At 46.6% G+C, this 16,483-nt stretch carries 16 protein-coding genes; 2 read left to right on the top strand and 14 right to left on the bottom strand.

What is annotated here, in order from left to right:
• Window positions 1–8: 8 nt before the first annotated feature.
• From AC3CIC_RS21765 to AC3CIC_RS21830, 14 genes are all read right to left on the bottom strand, one after another.
• Window positions 9–3,110 carry a hypothetical protein gene (locus AC3CIC_RS21765; protein ID WP_488516209.1) on the bottom strand — a complete coding sequence of 1,034 codons (3,102 nt, stop codon included), beginning with the start codon at window positions 3,108–3,110 and terminating at the stop codon, window positions 9–11.
• Window positions 3,103–3,984 (bottom strand): DUF4123 domain-containing protein, encoded by an 882-nt coding sequence (locus AC3CIC_RS21770; RefSeq protein ID WP_488516210.1) that lies wholly within the window; start codon window positions 3,982–3,984, stop codon window positions 3,103–3,105. Before AC3CIC_RS21770 ends, AC3CIC_RS21765 begins: the two co-directional genes overlap by 8 nt.
• A complete protein-coding gene (locus AC3CIC_RS21775; RefSeq protein WP_488516211.1) occupies window positions 3,985–6,066 on the bottom strand; it encodes a type VI secretion system Vgr family protein in 2,082 nt (693 codons plus the stop codon).
• Between the two features lie 174 nt (window positions 6,067–6,240).
• Window positions 6,241–6,759, bottom strand: coding sequence for an Hcp family type VI secretion system effector (locus tag AC3CIC_RS21780; protein ID WP_017003152.1), 519 nt, complete (start codon window positions 6,757–6,759; stop codon window positions 6,241–6,243).
• 222 nt (window positions 6,760–6,981) lie between these two features.
• A complete protein-coding gene (locus tag AC3CIC_RS21785; RefSeq protein ID WP_488516212.1) occupies window positions 6,982–7,488 on the bottom strand; it encodes a hypothetical protein in 507 nt (168 codons plus the stop codon).
• The gene (locus AC3CIC_RS21790) at window positions 7,485–8,453 is read right to left on the bottom strand and encodes a PoNe immunity protein domain-containing protein (protein ID WP_488516213.1); all 969 of its coding nucleotides are present in this window, start codon (window positions 8,451–8,453) and stop codon (window positions 7,485–7,487) included. The genes AC3CIC_RS21785 and AC3CIC_RS21790 overlap by 4 nt, the downstream gene beginning before the upstream one ends.
• A 9-nt stretch (window positions 8,454–8,462) precedes the next feature.
• Window positions 8,463–8,993 carry a hypothetical protein gene (locus tag AC3CIC_RS21795; RefSeq protein ID WP_488516214.1) on the bottom strand — a complete coding sequence of 177 codons (531 nt, stop codon included), beginning with the start codon at window positions 8,991–8,993 and terminating at the stop codon, window positions 8,463–8,465.
• Between the two features lie 288 nt (window positions 8,994–9,281).
• Complete coding sequence (locus tag AC3CIC_RS21800; RefSeq protein ID WP_488516215.1) at window positions 9,282–9,788, bottom strand: hypothetical protein; 507 nt, start codon at window positions 9,786–9,788, stop codon at window positions 9,282–9,284.
• Window positions 9,785–10,756, bottom strand: a complete 972-nt coding sequence (locus tag AC3CIC_RS21805) for a PoNe immunity protein domain-containing protein (RefSeq protein WP_488516216.1) — start codon at window positions 10,754–10,756, stop codon at window positions 9,785–9,787. Before AC3CIC_RS21805 ends, AC3CIC_RS21800 begins: the two co-directional genes overlap by 4 nt.
• On the bottom strand, window positions 10,753–10,929 hold the full coding sequence (locus AC3CIC_RS21810) for a hypothetical protein (RefSeq protein ID WP_488516217.1): 177 nt from the start codon (window positions 10,927–10,929) through the stop codon (window positions 10,753–10,755). Before AC3CIC_RS21810 ends, AC3CIC_RS21805 begins: the two co-directional genes overlap by 4 nt.
• Before the next feature lie 47 nt (window positions 10,930–10,976).
• A complete protein-coding gene (locus AC3CIC_RS21815) occupies window positions 10,977–11,498 on the bottom strand; it encodes a hypothetical protein (RefSeq protein ID WP_407330945.1) in 522 nt (173 codons plus the stop codon).
• The gene (locus tag AC3CIC_RS21820) at window positions 11,488–12,384 is read right to left on the bottom strand and encodes a glycine zipper family protein (RefSeq protein ID WP_488516218.1); all 897 of its coding nucleotides are present in this window, start codon (window positions 12,382–12,384) and stop codon (window positions 11,488–11,490) included. Before AC3CIC_RS21820 ends, AC3CIC_RS21815 begins: the two co-directional genes overlap by 11 nt.
• Window positions 12,365–14,512, bottom strand: a complete 2,148-nt coding sequence (locus AC3CIC_RS21825) for a type VI secretion system Vgr family protein (RefSeq protein ID WP_488516219.1) — start codon at window positions 14,510–14,512, stop codon at window positions 12,365–12,367. The genes AC3CIC_RS21820 and AC3CIC_RS21825 overlap by 20 nt, the downstream gene beginning before the upstream one ends.
• Window positions 14,513–14,686: 174 nt before the next feature.
• Window positions 14,687–15,205 (bottom strand): Hcp family type VI secretion system effector, encoded by a 519-nt coding sequence (locus AC3CIC_RS21830; protein ID WP_017003152.1) that lies wholly within the window; start codon window positions 15,203–15,205, stop codon window positions 14,687–14,689.
• Between the two features lie 283 nt (window positions 15,206–15,488).
• On the opposite strand from AC3CIC_RS21830, the gene AC3CIC_RS21835 reads away from it, so the two are divergent.
• Entirely contained in the window at window positions 15,489–16,016 is a 528-nt protein-coding gene (locus AC3CIC_RS21835) for a DUF4395 domain-containing protein (RefSeq protein WP_488516220.1), read from the top strand.
• A 145-nt stretch (window positions 16,017–16,161) separates the two neighbouring features.
• Window positions 16,162–16,377: a DUF3820 family protein gene (locus tag AC3CIC_RS21840; RefSeq protein ID WP_026023831.1), complete on the top strand. Its 216-nt coding sequence runs from the start codon at window positions 16,162–16,164 to the stop codon at window positions 16,375–16,377.
• Window positions 16,378–16,483 lie beyond the last annotated feature (106 nt).

Raw genomic sequence — 16,483 nt, forward strand, 5'->3', positions numbered from 1 at the left:
CGCCTCAATTATTTTTCAACTTCAATTTCGGTACTTACATCATCCTGCCAAAAAAGAGCAGCGTCATCATCCAAGTCTACCGAATAGTTTAACGTTACGGGAAATGAGCTAGGATTTGCATAGCTAATATCGAAACGATAGCTGTCGTAATCCTTTTTCCAGAGACTTTCTTTAAATGAAGCCTCAAGAGCAAAACCCTCTCCAGAGGATGACTTCATGTTGATTTTGTTTGTTGGAGGCTCTTCTGAACCATCTGCGTTGATGACCCGACCATACAAGAGTTCGGTTTTGTCATCGATGACACCAAGAACCTTGAGTGAAATTTTACTAACATTGCTTTCATACCCCGGAAAATAAATATTTAACGAAAAATCTTCGTATTTATAAAACCAACCGCTTTCATCATATGAAGAGTGGCTAAATATTGGCCTAAACAGTTCGTCGGTAAAAGCTACCAACTCTTTTGTTTTTACTTTCTGAACATCTTCGTCTATAACGTCTTTGAAGTATTTTATTCTTGCGGATGTGTCATCTGGTAAGCTCCTCTTATAGACGTATGTGCTACCAATGCCCCAGAAGGATCCTTTGAGAAATGTTTCGAGCCTACTATCTTCTATCCACGCATGAATAAGGTCTAAAGCAACGCCTACTATTGCCAGTACTAATGCAATGACGCCAACCACTGCATTTACGCCCGGAACAAGTGCCACAACGGCTAAAACTAGCGCTGCCGAATTGACAATCAGGGAGGAGACTGCAACAACTTTGGCTCCTAAACTGTCTTGCTGCTCTATATCCTCGGCTAAGTTGAAGCCGCTGGTTATGACTCCCAGGAAGTTTCCGATTATAGGTAATGCACGGTATCCAAACCTCGCGATGCCCGTTAATCGTTTTGTAACGGCTGCTGAATATCTACTTATAACTTGTTCTGGTATTGGTTGTCCTAGTTTCACGATTGATCTTGTCGACTTGATGCCGAAAGATTTTATATTGGATTTAGCCACAAGCTTCATAGCTTGCTCGTCACCAGAAAACTTGACACTTTGGATGAAAGCCAGTGTAGATTGAATCAAGCCCACAGCACTATTGGTGATCTCAACGACCATTTTAGTGTCGCGCTTTTTGGCTGAGATTGTTGTATTTAATACAGCTATCATATTTGCAACTTGCGCAATCAGCAGCAATCCCGTGAGCCTTCCGTTGTGCTTTTCTACGACGCCTGACAACTGCTTACTCCATTGGCCGAGTTTGCTGTCTGGGTTATTAATTTTGCTCTTATCCACATTTTTTACTACCCAGTAAGCAAAGCCTTCTAAAACACTGGGTTTCACTCCTGGTCTAATAACAGAATTTAATTGAAAGATCTTTATTTTGACCTTTGGGTCAACAAACTTCGCTTTCTTTTTGACTCCGCCTTTGCTTTTACCTTTGCTTTTAAGTTTTTTCTTTTTGGTTATCTTCGTTTTAGCCACGAGGATATGTTCTGCAGATGCTGCTAGTTGAACCGCATTGAAATCCTCAATATCTTCTAACACATCATTCAATGATGTGTTCATGACACCGTATTGATAGCCATATCGTTCAGCCATGGCGTGATAATAAACGTGCCAAGCTTCTTCAAGTTCTGGGTCGACAACAAACTGAGCAACTTTTTCACCTATGGAGTATTGAATGCTGTCAGTCGCTTCGGTGGCTGCAAGAATACCGTCAGAGATGAGTCGCCTTTGGGTAGATATGACGTCATCCCAATCTATAGAGCTAGCGTCATAAACAAGTTTTAAGTGCTTGCTGAGCTCTTTGTAACCAGAGTTGAGTACACCAATGGTTGACCATATTTGTCCACCGATGCCTTTTGACTCTGGTTTATCTTTCTCCGTTGTGCAGTAGGCGAAATCTTTAATCCAGTCGTCACGCAGTTTTTTGCCTACTTCTGTCGCTTGTACATTGCCAAGCATATTTGCAATGGCAATTTCCTTTAGCTTAATTTGTTCTTGTTTATATGGAGAATAAAGGGCTAGTGCGAAGTCGGTGTAGTCGGATTCAAGCCATTGTGTCCAATCAAGGGCTATCTCTTCTAAGCTAGTGCTTAGAGCCTTAGTGTAAGCATCGCGGTCCGATTGAAATTTATCCATTTCTTCTGAGCGAATAACATCGTGATAATCCTTGATTATCCTGTCTCGGCGATCTTCACGAATGTCTTCAATCTCTTTTTCTGTTCGCTCATAGTATGTGGGAAGCCCGTATTGATAATCTTTGGGTTCATGGGCAATGGAGACGCGTTTTTTTACTTCTTTTCTAAACCCTTTTTGTGCCTCTCTATTGATTAGCATTTTTGTCGCATTCGCAATCGTGTAAGGATATTGCGTCTCCGCTATATGGGTAAATCCAGCGTCATATTGAGCATTCAAAAGTGTGCAAAGTTCTATGCTGATCCCCACTGGGTCAATGACAGCGACAGCAACATGACTGTCGGGTGTCACTGATCTGTATTTAGCCAGTAACGGTGGGGTCGATAGATCAGAGGTGGACCATAAAGACCAATCAAAATTAAAAGTTTCACTTGAAAAATCTGGGCTCACGGTCGGAAGATCTTCGACCATTAGGCAGTGGTCTTCTTTGCCCCTTCGAGCTCTGCTGACGCTTACGTGCTGAAGTTGATTTTTTCTAATGCTTTTATCTTTGACTAAACCTAGAACGAACGCTTCGTCCAGCTTTATGTAAGAAAGGAGTATCGAGAATTTGTCATTCTTTTCTTGAGTGATGACAGGAAAATGGCCTTGTATCTCATTGGGAACATCTCCTAATAGACATTCCGTTTTAATTGCCTCACCGGAAGTATCAAACTCAGACAGCAGAACGTAATCGTCCCTTTCATTAAATAGATAAATAAAAGCATCAATAACAGGGCGCATGATGTAATCATGCTCTTTTAAAACAGGCAGGCCGTTCCCCACATCGGAAGGTAGCATGAAGCTTAATTCTACTTGTTTCACCGAATAGCGCATGGGGTGAATAACGATGAGATCATCATTTAATGGACAGGTAGACATCAGCGAGTCGATGCTATCAGCACTCGACGTTGTGGCCGCTTCATTTGCTTTATTAACCATTTAAAGACTCTCTCTGTTCATAAAGCTCTGTCGCTTTATTCAATGCGTTTTTAATTCGTTCTGAGGGAAGCATCGTGTCTTTGCTGTCGAGGAAACTTTTGACATCGCTGTGCTTTTCACCTTCCAATACCTCCTCCCCTAGCATGCAGAGAATATTGATAAAGCAAAGGCTTTCCATTTCGCTACTCAAACCATAAGACTGGCCTTGTTTCACATAGGACTCGATTCTTAGAAGCTGATCCTGAGGGGAGGCGAGGTAAAAATGTTCAGGGAAATGCTGGTTCACATGATCTAAAGCTCGATAATGAAAGTGTTGTTTAGCTGCTTCACCTAAAGCCGTTAACTGGTTGTCTGATAGTGTCATCCAGCCTATATTTTCTTCTTGAGGAGGTTTTTCAAGATGGGTTATCTCAGTCATATCCCAAATTTTTTCGGTGCGAGACTGGCTCCAAATCTTGGTGATGGGTCCAAATAGTCGATGCTTTTGTGTGTCAGTGGAGGCCAAAGCAATTCGCCCTACAACGTGAGGTAGATAGAATCTAAACACTGACGTGTTCCCGTTGCCTAAATCGGCTTTGATAACCGTCTTTAAGTGATCTGCGACGTCGGACGTTGATGCTTCTGCTTCAAATACTATCCCCCAATCGTGCGGCTTTTTGTCCATCGCTGCATTGAGCAAAACTTGATTATTTTTTAACGGAAGAATAATTGGGCTCAAATTCGCCACGGTGTTAAGCACCGTACCACTGTAAATAATGTCGATGTCTTGATTGACTGCGAGTTCATAACTGAGTTTTGCTGACTCCTCTATGACTGCGCCGTCGAGCAAAATGTAAAGTGGATTCTTACTCGGTTCTATGTCAGGCAAGTTCACTTAGCTATCCTCGCCTAGATCGATACATTCTTCACAAAGAGGTTTTCCCGACTTTCCAGCAGCAACGAGAGCTTTAGTTTGCTGAAGCAAAATCAATGGTGCCGCTGATTGTTGTGAAGCGGTTGCCAAGTTCAGAACCGCCTCATCCGGCGCTTTCTCTGCTTCAACCCCACCCGGCAACATCGGCATTGCACCACCAAAGCCTGAGCCAGATCCTGCGCTGCCGCCTGAGTTGATATTGATAACCGAGCCGACGATGTGAACGCCTGCGGGGTCGATCTTCACAAAGTTGCCGCCGACTTTTAGGGTGACCTCTGTGTAGGCTTCGAGAATAGATTTGTGACCGCTTTTTAGATGAATCTCAGAGCCTGCTTCGTTGAGTATTCCCACGCCGGCTTTGATGTGCAGTGAACTGTCGGTCACGATGGTTTTATCAGCCTTCACATGCTCTTTGCTTTGCCCGTCGACGGTTAAATGGTCATCGACTTTGATGTGCGAAAAACGCTCATTCTCCACATCCAGATGCAAATCATGTTTGATGTTGTCTTTGCGGTCATTCTCGACCAGCAGGTTCATGTCCTTTTGGGCATGAACGTAAATCTCTTCTTTGTCCGCTTGGTCTTCAAAGCGCAGTTCGTTAAACCCTTCGCCTTGATGGGTTTCGGTTCTCAGTACCGTGCGGGTTTTGTTGGCTGGCAGCGGGTAAGGCGGCACATTGGTCGCGTGGTAAGTTCTGCCCGTGATAATCGGTTGATCCGGGTCGCCTTCTAAAAACGACACAATCACTTCATGACCAATGCGCGGTATCGCCATCATGCCGTATTGCCCGCCAGCCCAGCCTTGGGACACGCGTACCCAACAACTTGAGGCTTCATCAGTGTTGCCGTAGCGGTCCCACGGAAACTGCACTTTCACACGCCCGTGCTCATCACAGAAGATTTCTTCCCCCGCAGGCCCAGTGACAATCGCCATTTGTGGGCCATGTACACAGGGCTTGGCTTGTGGCGCGGGACGCCAGGGGCGGTGAGCGGGAATGACCGAAAACGTATTGTGATACGTTGTCATGCCCTCACCACCGTGCTCTTCGAGCGCTTGGGGTTGTGTGCCGTCACACTGCGTTGATACCACCACCCAACCACGGTTCGCCTCATCATCAGGGTGGTCAGCCAAATCAAACAGCATGCCAGCTTGGATTTGCATGACATTGCTAGAGGCGGTCGCGGTAATCGCATCGCTTCTTAGATGTTCTAACCGGTATTGGGTGAAAGGTTTACCTGCCGCATCACTTTTAAAGCGACCAGGATAATCATAATGCTCATAGGTGCCGCGCTGATAATCCATCTCCGTACCGGGATGGTCATGCAAAAAGCCATAAGCCGGTTTTTTAAAGCTGTAGTCTTTAAGCTGCGCAGAGGAAGGTCGGGTTTTCGCTGAGCGTTGCCAGCCTTTGATAAAGGCTGAGCTGGCCGTGCCGCCAACGGTGGCGTTATAAGGGAGTGTCAGCGAAGAGTGAGACAGCGTCTGAGTGTCATCCGAAAACAACACCGTGTGTTTGTCTTTACTGTGCAAGAAAGTATAGAACAAGCCTTCTTCGGCCGCGATGCGCCCTAAGAATTCCAGGTCCGATTCACGGTACTGCACGCAGTATTCGCGTACTTGCGGCGAGCCGGACACCGAAAACGCATACTCATCAATGCCCATTTCTTGCAGCAAGATACTGATGATTTCAGGGACAGATTGTTGCTGGAAAATACGGCTGTTATGGCGAAGGGACAAACGCGAAAGGGCAGGGACCATTTCAAGGGCATAACGGGTATGACTGAAGCCCGTGTCGCCGCGGGTAAAGCTGCGCACAACGCCATGAAAGCGTTGAACCAACTCCCCGTCTTTCCACAACATCAAAGAGACATTGCGGTCAACGACATCATGGTCAGTCAAAGTGTCAGTGCGGCTGGCGAGTTTCACCTGATACAGAAACGGGGCAGACAAGGCTGACGCCCCCGAGAAGTCGACCACCGCCAAGGCGTCGTCAGGTAAGCCTTCAACATGAAGAGTAAATTGCAGACCGCTTTCCGTAGCCATAAACCATCCCAGCATGACCCCGTTTAACCAGAGTCCGTACATCATTCAACATCAGGTCGTCAGGCGTCATTGCTTGACGACAAAACCCGCCCAAAGGCGGGTCAGTGGCAAAAGGTGTTAATGAGCAAGCGTTACAATACTGTGTTAACGCGTGCCACCTTTTGCTAAGAAGCCTTAGGCTTCAACAGGCGCACGCCAGTCATCGGCACCTGACGTCCCTGCTACTGTGTGTTCCCAATCAATCTTGCGGTATGCGACAGAGACAGTCACCAGCTGGGTGAACTCTTTCTTGTTCGCGTCTTGGCAATGGGGCATTTGGCAATCGATATCGATGATGGTGCTGTCCGTCAGGATGGTCGAGAAGAAATGCTCTTGCTTGCCTTCCACGGAGGTGCGGTACCATTTGAGTTCAATTTTCGGCAGCATCTCGCCTGAGGCCAGAGAGTTGTACATCAGCGGCACGGCTTTGTTCAGTGCCACGGTGAACTTGAAGGGCTTGTGAACACGTTGGCCAGAAGGCTGACCGCTTTGTGGGTCAGTCGGCACGGTGACGATGTGGTCAAAGGCTTGCACCAGCATTTGGTCTTCGTGGCCTTCCACATAGATGTTGCCGACAGAATCCGCGGTGAAAGCGCCCGCGGTAATGTTGCCCTGAGTTTTGCCTTCGATAGCGATATAACATGGAGTTGGCATTGCGATGTCCTTATTCAATGGTTGCCCGCCAAACATGGCCGACAGAGAAATGAGTGATACAACGCAAGAGATAACGCAAAGGGTGTGCCAGCTATGTGGTGCAATAAAAACAAGGAGTTATAGAAGAGTGAGGTTTAACAGAGCAAAGAATTGCTTGGATGTCGGGCGAAAAATTGCTCAGCGAGCAAGATTTGGCCGGAATGGAGGGTGACTAGAATTAGACTAACGCTTAATGACTGGGACGACACCAAAGGCGTGATTGTAGAAGAATGCGTTGCTTTTCAGGCGTGGTATCACGTTTTCAGAAACACAAAGAACCTGTCGGATCTTAAATTTAGGTAAACGAATAAAGGACTTTGTGTTTTGCTCGTCAATAAAACGCAAGGTGGACTTGCCAGTGGCTGTGACTGCAACCACATCTCCCCCTTTTGATGCCACGATCTCTTCAATTTTTACTTGTGGCGTGAGTGGCATAACGAGGCACTCTGAACCCTGAAGGTCATCTGTTCCCCAAGCGATATAAGACGCAAATTCAGATCTTTCTACTTTACCCATATAGGCTGCTGCATACAGTTCACCTCTGCGCTCTAAGATTATTTTGTCGTCTAATTCCGTAACAGAAAACACGATGTTGGAAAGACTGTCTGGCGGTGTTGAGTAGCTGCCAGAGAGTGAAGCCCAAGCGTTCAAAGAGGTAACTAACAAAACGAAGGGCACAATGTACTTCATATGCTGATCCATATTGCAGCATCACCTGCTTTATTAACCGGATCACCGCTTAGGCGTTCACCCATGTTCGCTTTAAGTGCCTCATTGCTGACATTGGAAACCCACTCAGCTGTCACTGGTGCCTCATCGCCTGGCAATGCGATATGGTGAAAAGGTAGTTTTTCATGGCTGAATAAAGCACCAAAATTCTGTTCGCGAGCAAAGTCTACCCAATCTTTGGGGTAATAAAGCGATTTGCGGTATTCACTGTCGTCAAGATCAAAAAGGATGGTGGCAGCCCCAGACTCCAGTGACCAATAGCCAAAATGAGTAGCGTGTCTGCCTTTATGGCGGTTATGCCAATAGCAATTTTTCATGCCCTTGTACCAGCCCTTAAGATAGGCATTTAGCGCCGCTTGGCGTTCGGATTTTGTCGGAGAAACGCAGTCGCCTTTAATGGCATCATAAAAATCGCTGTAGGGCTTTTCGAAAACAAGTGAATCTTGTCTTGGGAGACCTTGCAGGCCAACACGGGTGTATAATTGGACGATGCACTTGTCGTCGCCACCTTGTGGGTTTTTCCCCGTCATTCTGGCGATGGTGCTGAATACTTGAGTATTGCCTGTCAGAACAGCTAGGCTGATTAACCATAGTAAATACTGGTAGCCGTCTTGCTCCCAATAATAAATGACATCTTCTGGGAAGCGAGATTTGTGCAATGCAAGATAATCGAGAGCAAGTACCGTTTGGTGTTGCACCTCTTGCATGTCATTACCAGCTGAATAAGCAAGAATGGCGTTTTCTACATGATCTATGACATTGCCCCAGCTAACGCCTTTGCGATGGTAAATATCCTTAGTTTCGTCAACGATGATAGATTCGGACTCTGCATCGTTAAGTACGCACGTGACAAAAAATTCATTCTTTTTGTTATACGTTTCTTCTTCCAAGAATGGGTCGCGTCGCGTTGTATTGAAAGTGGTCATGATCTTCCTTTAATTCAACGATAGAGATTCAATAGCAGTAGCTGTTCTGTCTAATCTGGTTACATTAACAACTTCTCCAGATTCATCAACAATCATTAACCATCTATCAAAACCTTGGTTTCGAACTTGCCGAGCGTCCGGCAACAGGTTTCGATGACCTTGGTTAAGCATATAGTTGTCACTGATAATTTCGCCATACAGACCTTTCTGTGTGCGAGTCAGAATGCGTGGATTTATTGCAGCGACTGTTGGGTCAAGTTCGTGAACGGTGCGTGTATTTACATCAGCTCGATAGCTGGGTGAGTATTCATCAGCTTGTTTGCCTAATGCTTCTTCAATATCGTTCAGAATACGTTGCACTGGCGCGATGGCGGGTTCCAACATTCTATCTGCGGATTCTTGAACGGCGCGTACCAACCGAACAGATTCATCGAGCCAAACCTTTACGCTAGCAGGAGCGAGGTATCGAATTTGTGAGACTAAATCTGTTAGCGCATCTGCAATGTTATCAAGATAGCCTTTGAGTGCAGTTGCAGTCACCTCACCACGAATACTTTTGATCGCTTCTGCGATTTTTCTTAGTGCGATATATCATGGAGTTGGCATTGCGATGTCCTTATTCAATGGTTGCCCGCCAATCATGGCGGACAGAGAAATGAGTGATACAACGCAAGGGATAACGCAAAGGGTGTGCCAGCTATGTGGTGCAATAAAAACAACGAGTTATGGAAGAGTGAGGTTTATCAGAGCAAAGAATTGCTTGGATGTCGGGCGAAAAATTGCTCAGCGAGCAAGTTTTGGCCGGAGTGAAGAGTGACTAGAATTCGACTAACGCTCAATGACTGGGACGACACCAAAGGCGTGATTGTAGAAGAATGCGTTGCTTTTCAGGCGTGGTATCGAGTTTTCAGAAACACAAAGAACCTGTCGGATCTTAAATTTAGGTAAACGAATAAAGGACTTTGTGTTTTGCTCGTCAATAAAACGCAAGGTGGACTTGCCAGTGGCTGTGACTGCAACCACATCTCCCCCTTTTGATGCCACGATCTCTTCAAGTTTCACTTGTGGCATCAGTGGCATAACGAGGCACTCTGAATCCTGAAGGTCATCTGCTCCCCAAGCGATATAAGACGCAAATTCAGATCTTTCTACTTTATCCATATAGGCTGCTGCATAGAGTTCACCTCTGCGCTCTAAGATTATTTTGTCGTCTAATTCCGTAACAGAAAACACGATGTTGGAAAGACTGTCTGGCGGTGTTGAGTAGCTGCCAGAGAGTGAAGCCCAAGCGTTCAAAGAGGTAACTAACAAAGCGAAGGGCACAATGTACTTCATATGCTGATCCATATTGCAGCATCACCTGCTTTATTAACCGGATCACCGCTTAGGCGTTCACCCATGTTCGCTTTAAGTGCCTCATTGCTGACATTGGAAACCCACTCAGCTGTCACTGGTGCCTCATCGCCCGGCAATGCGATGTGGTGAAAAGGTAGTTTTTCATGGCTGAATAAAGCGCTAACATTTTGTTCGCGAGCAAAGTCTACCCAATCTTTTGGGTAATAAAGCGATTTGCGGTATTCACTGTCGTCAAGATCAAAAAGGATGGTGGCAGCCCCCGACTCCAGTGACCAATAGCCAAAGTGGGTAGCATGTCTGCCTTTATGGCGATTATGCCAATAGCAATTTTTCATGCCCTTGTACCAGCCCTTAAGATAGGCATTTAGCGCCGCTTGGCGTTCGGATTTTGTCGGAGAAACGCCGTCGCCTTTAATGGCATCATAAAAATCGCTGTAGGGCTTTTCGAAAACAAGTGAATCTTGTCTTGGGAGACCTTGCAAGCCAACACGAGTGTATAATTGGACGATGCATTTGTCGTCGCCACCTTGTGGGTTTTTCCCAGTCATTCTAGCGATGGTGAGCAAAGCATCTTTGTTGCCAGTTAGCACTGCAAGACTGACCAGCCAAAGAAGAAATTGATAACCGTCTGGCTCCCAGTATTTTATTATTTCAAAGGTAAATTGGTCTTTGTGGCGATTAAGATCTTGGAAAGCGACATCAACGAGCAGTTGTACTGCTTCAATATTCGCTCCTCCAGAGTATTCAAGAAGCGCGTGCTCTACTTTATTTAAAAATAGAGACCAACTAATACTTGATCGATGAAATATGTCTTTATTTTCATCGGTTAGATGTGTGTAGCGCCGAGAGTTATCTTTGCTGAAGTAGGTGTTTTGTTCGTCATAAACATGTTCGTCCAGAAAAGCATCCCTTCTCGTTTGATTAAATGTTAGTGCTTGTCCTGTCATTTCATCACCTCTTCAATGCTTCTTGCATTGGCGTCCAATTTTGTAATGTTGACCACTTCTCCCGATTCATCAACAATCATTAACCATCGTTCATAGCCTTGATTTCTCACCTCCCGAGCCTGACTTTTACCTAATTCATCGGCCAGTCTAGGCTCGATCCACCGATCGCTCATTTGTTTTGCACTTATGGAAGTGAGACGTCGCATAAGGGCAAATCATTTCAAAATCTAGACTCCATAAATTCAGACCAGTCAGGAGGAAGTGAAATGGCCAGCTTTTCTTCAGTCGTCATTGAATTCCAATATACTGCCCAGAAGTGTGTAAACCACAAATCTAAGTTGCCTTGCAGGCTGCCATAGCTGTTAGGATCTAAACTTGGAAATGATTGATGAGGAAGAGGAGGAGCAAGCTTTAGTTGCGTAATTTTCTTTACAGTATCTTCATTATTGCAGGTAAAACTGACGACATATCCGGTGAAGTCTTCATACAGTGACAAATTAAGAATTAGTCCTTGTTCTGGAAGTGAATCACCAGATTGGGAAGATAATGCGGACATGAACCTTCCTAGTTCAGGCTTTGCCAGCAAAAAAAACAGATAATAGGCTTGGCTTTTGTGTTCTTGGGATAGCTTAACCTGAGGGTAAGTGTTCTTGTCGAAGTTTAGAGGTAGCGGGTTAGTATGCTCGATATCTACTGAGCTTTTTTTTGACAATCCAAATTTGCTAAAAAAGTTAGTTTTCATAAATAAAATCCGCTACCCAATCCGCTCCAAAGTAACCAGCTGCACCAAAAATTATGCCCCCGACGAGACCGGTGACAATCGCTCCTGGGCCGGTTTCAATGCCAACTGCTGCTCCAGCAACCGCCCCTATCTTCATACCTGCGACGGCAGAACCCCAACCGCCAACTTGACGAATAGTTTCAGCACTAATAGGTTTCATGCTACCAGTTTTAATCGACTCTTGAGTAGCTACGGTTAAGTCGTAAGCCGTGAGAGCAAACCCAAAGACCTGAACGGTTCTTCCAACTCGACCAACCTGTTTTACAAGGGCATACGAGTCTGGAGTGAAAACCGCTTTTGCGGGGACTTTATTGGCAAGCAGCACTTCCTTATCGATGTCTCTTACGTAGCTGATAATTTGCTCTATGCGTTTAACTCTTTTTGGGACGGTCTTTTTATATTCTTCTAAAGCTGCAATTATCTCTTCAGTAGAGACGAGCGTAGCTCCCCCCTGAATGGCCTTTTTTACATCAATGTAGACGGTTTTTCCATTAAATCTGGGGGATCCGTCAGGAAAGACTGAGCTTGTTGATGAAAACTGAGTTTGATTTTTGACACCCATAACATGTTCAGCGACGGTTGCATTTGCATTAATGTCTCTGCCGGAGATGCCAAACTGTTCAGGAAACACCTCTTTTAATGCTTGGGAATCTGGGAGCTGCATCGCCTTCAAAAACTGGTCGTCGAGCGTGGCATAAACTTTTCTTACGAGAATACCATCACTTCCGATTTCATCGACTATGGCAAAGAAAAATGCCCTTGCTGGCATGTCACCACTCAATACGTCAGTTGTTGAACCGACATTTGCGTTTGTTGTGACGTCAGTTTCAATCAATGTGTCGCTCATTTTCTGGCCACCTTTCAAGTGCTTTGACACCCGTTAGTACTTTCATAAAGTCGGGCTTATCCGTTTGGATTCTTGGCAATAAACCTTGTGCATCTGATACGCCAAAGAAGGTTCTTCCGTCGTTCACGTCAACAAAATAAGGCGTATTTTTCATAATTCGACCTTCAGAATTTACCAACCTTACTTGTTCATCAAATATGGGAGGTTCAGCAACAAAGTTTGGGGGATAAGGAAGTTGACCACCAAACCCACTGCCACTTCCTGCGCCCCCACCAGAGTTCAAATTAACTACCGCACCTGAAAAATGCACACCCGCAGGGTCAAGTTTTACAAAGCCCGCGGCTGTTTTGATGGTGATCTCTGTACCTGCTTCAATGATGACTTTATCGCCGGCTTTGTGGTGTATTTCGGTGCCCGCTTCGAGAAGCTGCTTCTTTCCCTGTTTAATATGGAGGGAGCTATCGATAGTCAGACTGATGTCACCCTTCACATGCTCTTTGCTTTGTCCGTCGACGGTTAAATGGTCATCGACTTTGATGTGCGAGAAACGCTCGTTTTCCACATCCAGATGCAAGTCATGTTTGATGTTGTCTTTGCGGTCGTTCTCGACCAGCAGGTTCATGTCCTTTTGGGCATGAACGTAAATCTCTTCTTTGTCCGCTTGGTCTTCAAAGCGCAGTTCATTGAACCCTTCGCCTTGATGGGTTTCGGTTCTCAGTACCGTGCGCGTTTTGTTGGCTGGCAGCGGGTAGGGCGGCACATTGGTCGCGTGATAAGTGCGCCCTGTGATAATCGGTTGGTCCGGGTCGCCTTCTAAAAACGACACAATCACTTCATGACCAATGCGCGGTATCGCCATCATGCCGTATTGCCCGCCAGCCCAGCCTTGGGAGACCCGTACCCAACAACTTGAGGCTTCATCACTGTTGCCGTATCGGTCCCACGGAAACTGCACTTTCACACGCCCGTGCTCATCACAGAAGATTTCTTCCCCCGCAGGCCCAGTGACAATCGCCATTTGTGGGCCATGCACACAGGGCTTGGCTTGTGGCGCGGGACGCCACGGGCGGTGAGCGGGAATGACCGAAAACGTATTGTGATACGTTGTCATGCCCTCACCACCGTGCTCTTCGAGCGCTTGGGGTTGTGTGCCGTCACACTGCGTTGAGACCACCACCCAACCACGGTTCGCCTCATCATCAGGGTGGTCAGCAAAATCAAACAGCATGCCGGCTTGGATTTGCATGACATTGCTTGAGGCGGTCGCGGTAATCGCATCGCTTCTTAGATGTTCTAACCGGTATTGGGTGAAAGGTTTTCCTGCCGCATCACTTTTAAAGCGACCAGGATAATCATAATGCTCATAGGTGCCGCGCTGATAATCCATCTCCGTACCGGGATGGTCATGCAAAAAGCCATAAGCCGGTTTTTTAAAGCTGTAGTCTTTAAGCTGCGCAGAGGAAGGTCGGGTTTTCGCTGAGCGTTGCCAGCCTTTGATAAAGGCTGAACTGGCCGTGCCGCCCACGGTGGCGTTATAAGGGAGTGTCAGCGAAGAGTGAGACAGCGTCTGAGTGTCATCCGAAAACAACACCGTGTGTTTGTCTTTACTGTGCAAGAAAGTATAGAACAAGCCTTCTTCGGCCGCGATGCGCTCTAAGAATTCCAGGTCCGATTCACGGTACTGCACGCAGTATTCGCGTACTTGCGGCGAGCCAGACACCGAAAACGCATACTCATCAATGCCCATTTCTTGCAGCAAGATACTGATGATTTCAGGGACAGATTGTTGCTGGAAAATACGGCTGTTATGGCGAAGGGACAAACGCGAAAGGGCAGGGACCATTTCAAGGGCATAACGGGTATGACTGAAGCCCGTGTCGCCGCGGGTAAAGCTGCGCACAACGCCATGAAAGCGTTGAACCAACTCCCCGTCTTTCCACAACATCAAAGAGACATTGCGGTCAACGACATCATGGTCAGTCAAAGTGTCAGTGCGGCTGGCGAGTTTCACCTGATACAGAAACGGGGCAGACAAGGCTGACGCCCCCGAGAAGTCGACCACCGCCAAGGCGTCGTCAGGTAAGCCTTCAACATGAAGAGTAAATTGCAGACCGCTTTCCGTAGCCATAAACCATCCCAGCATGACCCCGTTTAACCAGAGTCCGTACATCATTCAACATCAGGTCGTCAGGCGTCATTGCTTGACGACAAAACCCGCCCAAAGGCGGGTCAGTGGCAAAAGGTGTTAATGAGCAAGCGTTACAATACTGTGTTAACGCGTGCCACCTTTTGCTAAGAAGCCTTAGGCTTCAACAGGCGCACGCCAGTCATCGGCACCTGACGTCCCTGCTACTGTGTGTTCCCAATCAATCTTGCGGTATGCGACAGAGACAGTCACCAGCTGGGTGAACTCTTTCTTGTTCGCGTCTTGGCAATGGGGCATTTGGCAATCGATATCGATGATGGTGCTGTCCGTCAGGATGGTCGAGAAGAAATGCTCTTGCTTGCCTTCCACGGAGGTGCGGTACCATTTGAGTTCAATTTTCGGCAGCATCTCGCCTGAGGCCAGAGAGTTGTACATCAGCGGCACGGCTTTGTTCAGTGCCACGGTGAACTTGAAGGGCTTGTGAACACGTTGGCCAGAAGGCTGACCGCTTTGTGGGTCAGTCGGCACGGTGACGATGTGGTCAAAGGCTTGCACCAGCATTTGGTCTTCGTGGCCTTCCACATAGATGTTGCCGACAGAATCCGCGGTGAAAGCGCCCGCGGTAATGTTGCCCTGAGTTTTGCCTTCGATAGCGATATAACATGGAGTTGGCATTGCGATGTCCTTATTCAATGGTTGCCCGCCAAACATGGCCGACAGAGAAATGAGTGATACAACGCAAGAGATAACGCAAAGGGTGTGCCAGCTATGTGGTGCAATAAAAACAAGGAGTTATAGAAGAGTGAGGTTTAACAGAGCAAAGAATTGCTTGGATGTCGGGCGAAAAATTGCTCAGCGAGCAAGATTTGGCCGGAATGAGAAAATCAGATCCACCCAATACCGTCATCATTTTGCTAAGCGTATAGACTTAGAGAAGGATGAGGGAGAGGGAAGGTTCATGCGCGCTGACGAACAAAAACAATTTCATACCTTTTTGACTAAACCTGTATTGGCGATGGGGCAAAGCCTGCCGGGTGAAAGTGATTTGCGGATAGATGAAACCGCAACGCGAGCACGCGCAGGGCTGCTCAATATTCTGTCTGCGGTCACCCTATTTATACTCATTGTTCGTCCCGAATGGGATCCCGTCATTTATATCGGACCTTATGTCATATTTGACATGGCAATGGCTGCGATGTTTGGTTTAACACCACTCAGTCCATCGGGTGTGCTAGGTACCGCCATGACAATGAAGTTCAAGCCAGTTTGGCGGCCAATCAAGCCTAAACGCTTTGCGTGGATATTAGGCGCAACGATGGGGATCACCTGTTTGGCATTTCGTTTGCTCGATTTTTCTGATGTTTGGCTTCTCTCTGTCTTGGGGATCTGTTTCATGTTGACGTGGCTTGAGGCCGTTCTTGGCTTTTGCGTGGGTTGCTGGATGCACAGCAAACTCTTTGGTTGCGAAGTGTGCCAGCTAGATTGATAAGAAAGATGCATTCGGTCTTTCGTCGCAGGGATGCCACGTCGTGTCATCATCTGTTCATCCATTACTTTGCTGGCTTTTTTCGGATCTGAAATCCGTATGGGTATACACTGCTTTCTTGTTTCCCGTTCAAAGCGTTCACACCATGCTAGAAAAAGAAAATATGCTCAAACTTGCCCGTGTTAAAATGCCCTTCGGCAAATATTCAGGCAGAGTACTGATCGACTTACCTGAAGAATACTTGTTGTGGTTTGAAAGACAGGGTTTCCCGAACGGCGAACTTGGTAAGCTGATGGCGCTTTGCCTCACCTTGAAAATTGAAGGGCTAGACGAGATTGTGAGACCATTAAAAAACATGTAAGCCAAAAAAGCCCCTCTCACTAAAACATGCATGTATTTAATGGTTAGGGCTAGATTTTTAAGTACGCATTCTTTGTCTTAATCAGTCACTAGTGACCTCAAAGCCT

The sequence above is a fragment of the Enterovibrio sp. QJM3NY_24 genome, assembly GCF_057786035.1.

Bases quoted from the DNA above. Each gene is read 5' to 3' on its own strand.
- AC3CIC_RS21820 (WP_488516218.1), bottom strand. From the start codon at position 12,384: ATGAGCGACACATTGATTGAAACTGACGTCACAACAAACGCAAATGTC.
- AC3CIC_RS21810 (WP_488516217.1), bottom strand. From the start codon at position 10,929: ATGAGCGATCGGTGGATCGAGCCTAGACTGGCCGATGAATTAGGTAAA.
- AC3CIC_RS21775 (WP_488516211.1), bottom strand. From the start codon at position 6,066: ATGGCTACGGAAAGCGGTCTGCAATTTACTCTTCATGTTGAAGGCTTA.
- AC3CIC_RS21805 (WP_488516216.1), bottom strand. From the start codon at position 10,756: ATGACAGGACAAGCACTAACATTTAATCAAACGAGAAGGGATGCTTTT.
- AC3CIC_RS21815 (WP_407330945.1), bottom strand. From the start codon at position 11,498: ATGAAAACTAACTTTTTTAGCAAATTTGGATTGTCAAAAAAAAGCTCA.
- AC3CIC_RS21790 (WP_488516213.1), bottom strand. From the start codon at position 8,453: ATGACCACTTTCAATACAACGCGACGCGACCCATTCTTGGAAGAAGAA.
- AC3CIC_RS21765 (WP_488516209.1), bottom strand. From the start codon at position 3,110: ATGGTTAATAAAGCAAATGAAGCGGCCACAACGTCGAGTGCTGATAGC.
- AC3CIC_RS21825 (WP_488516219.1), bottom strand. From the start codon at position 14,512: ATGGCTACGGAAAGCGGTCTGCAATTTACTCTTCATGTTGAAGGCTTA.
- AC3CIC_RS21840 (WP_026023831.1), top strand. From the start codon at position 16,162: ATGCTAGAAAAAGAAAATATGCTCAAACTTGCCCGTGTTAAAATGCCC.
- AC3CIC_RS21800 (WP_488516215.1), bottom strand. From the start codon at position 9,788: ATGAAGTACATTGTGCCCTTCGCTTTGTTAGTTACCTCTTTGAACGCT.
- AC3CIC_RS21830 (WP_017003152.1), bottom strand. From the start codon at position 15,205: ATGCCAACTCCATGTTATATCGCTATCGAAGGCAAAACTCAGGGCAAC.
- AC3CIC_RS21785 (WP_488516212.1), bottom strand. From the start codon at position 7,488: ATGAAGTACATTGTGCCCTTCGTTTTGTTAGTTACCTCTTTGAACGCT.
- AC3CIC_RS21835 (WP_488516220.1), top strand. From the start codon at position 15,489: ATGCGCGCTGACGAACAAAAACAATTTCATACCTTTTTGACTAAACCT.
- AC3CIC_RS21780 (WP_017003152.1), bottom strand. From the start codon at position 6,759: ATGCCAACTCCATGTTATATCGCTATCGAAGGCAAAACTCAGGGCAAC.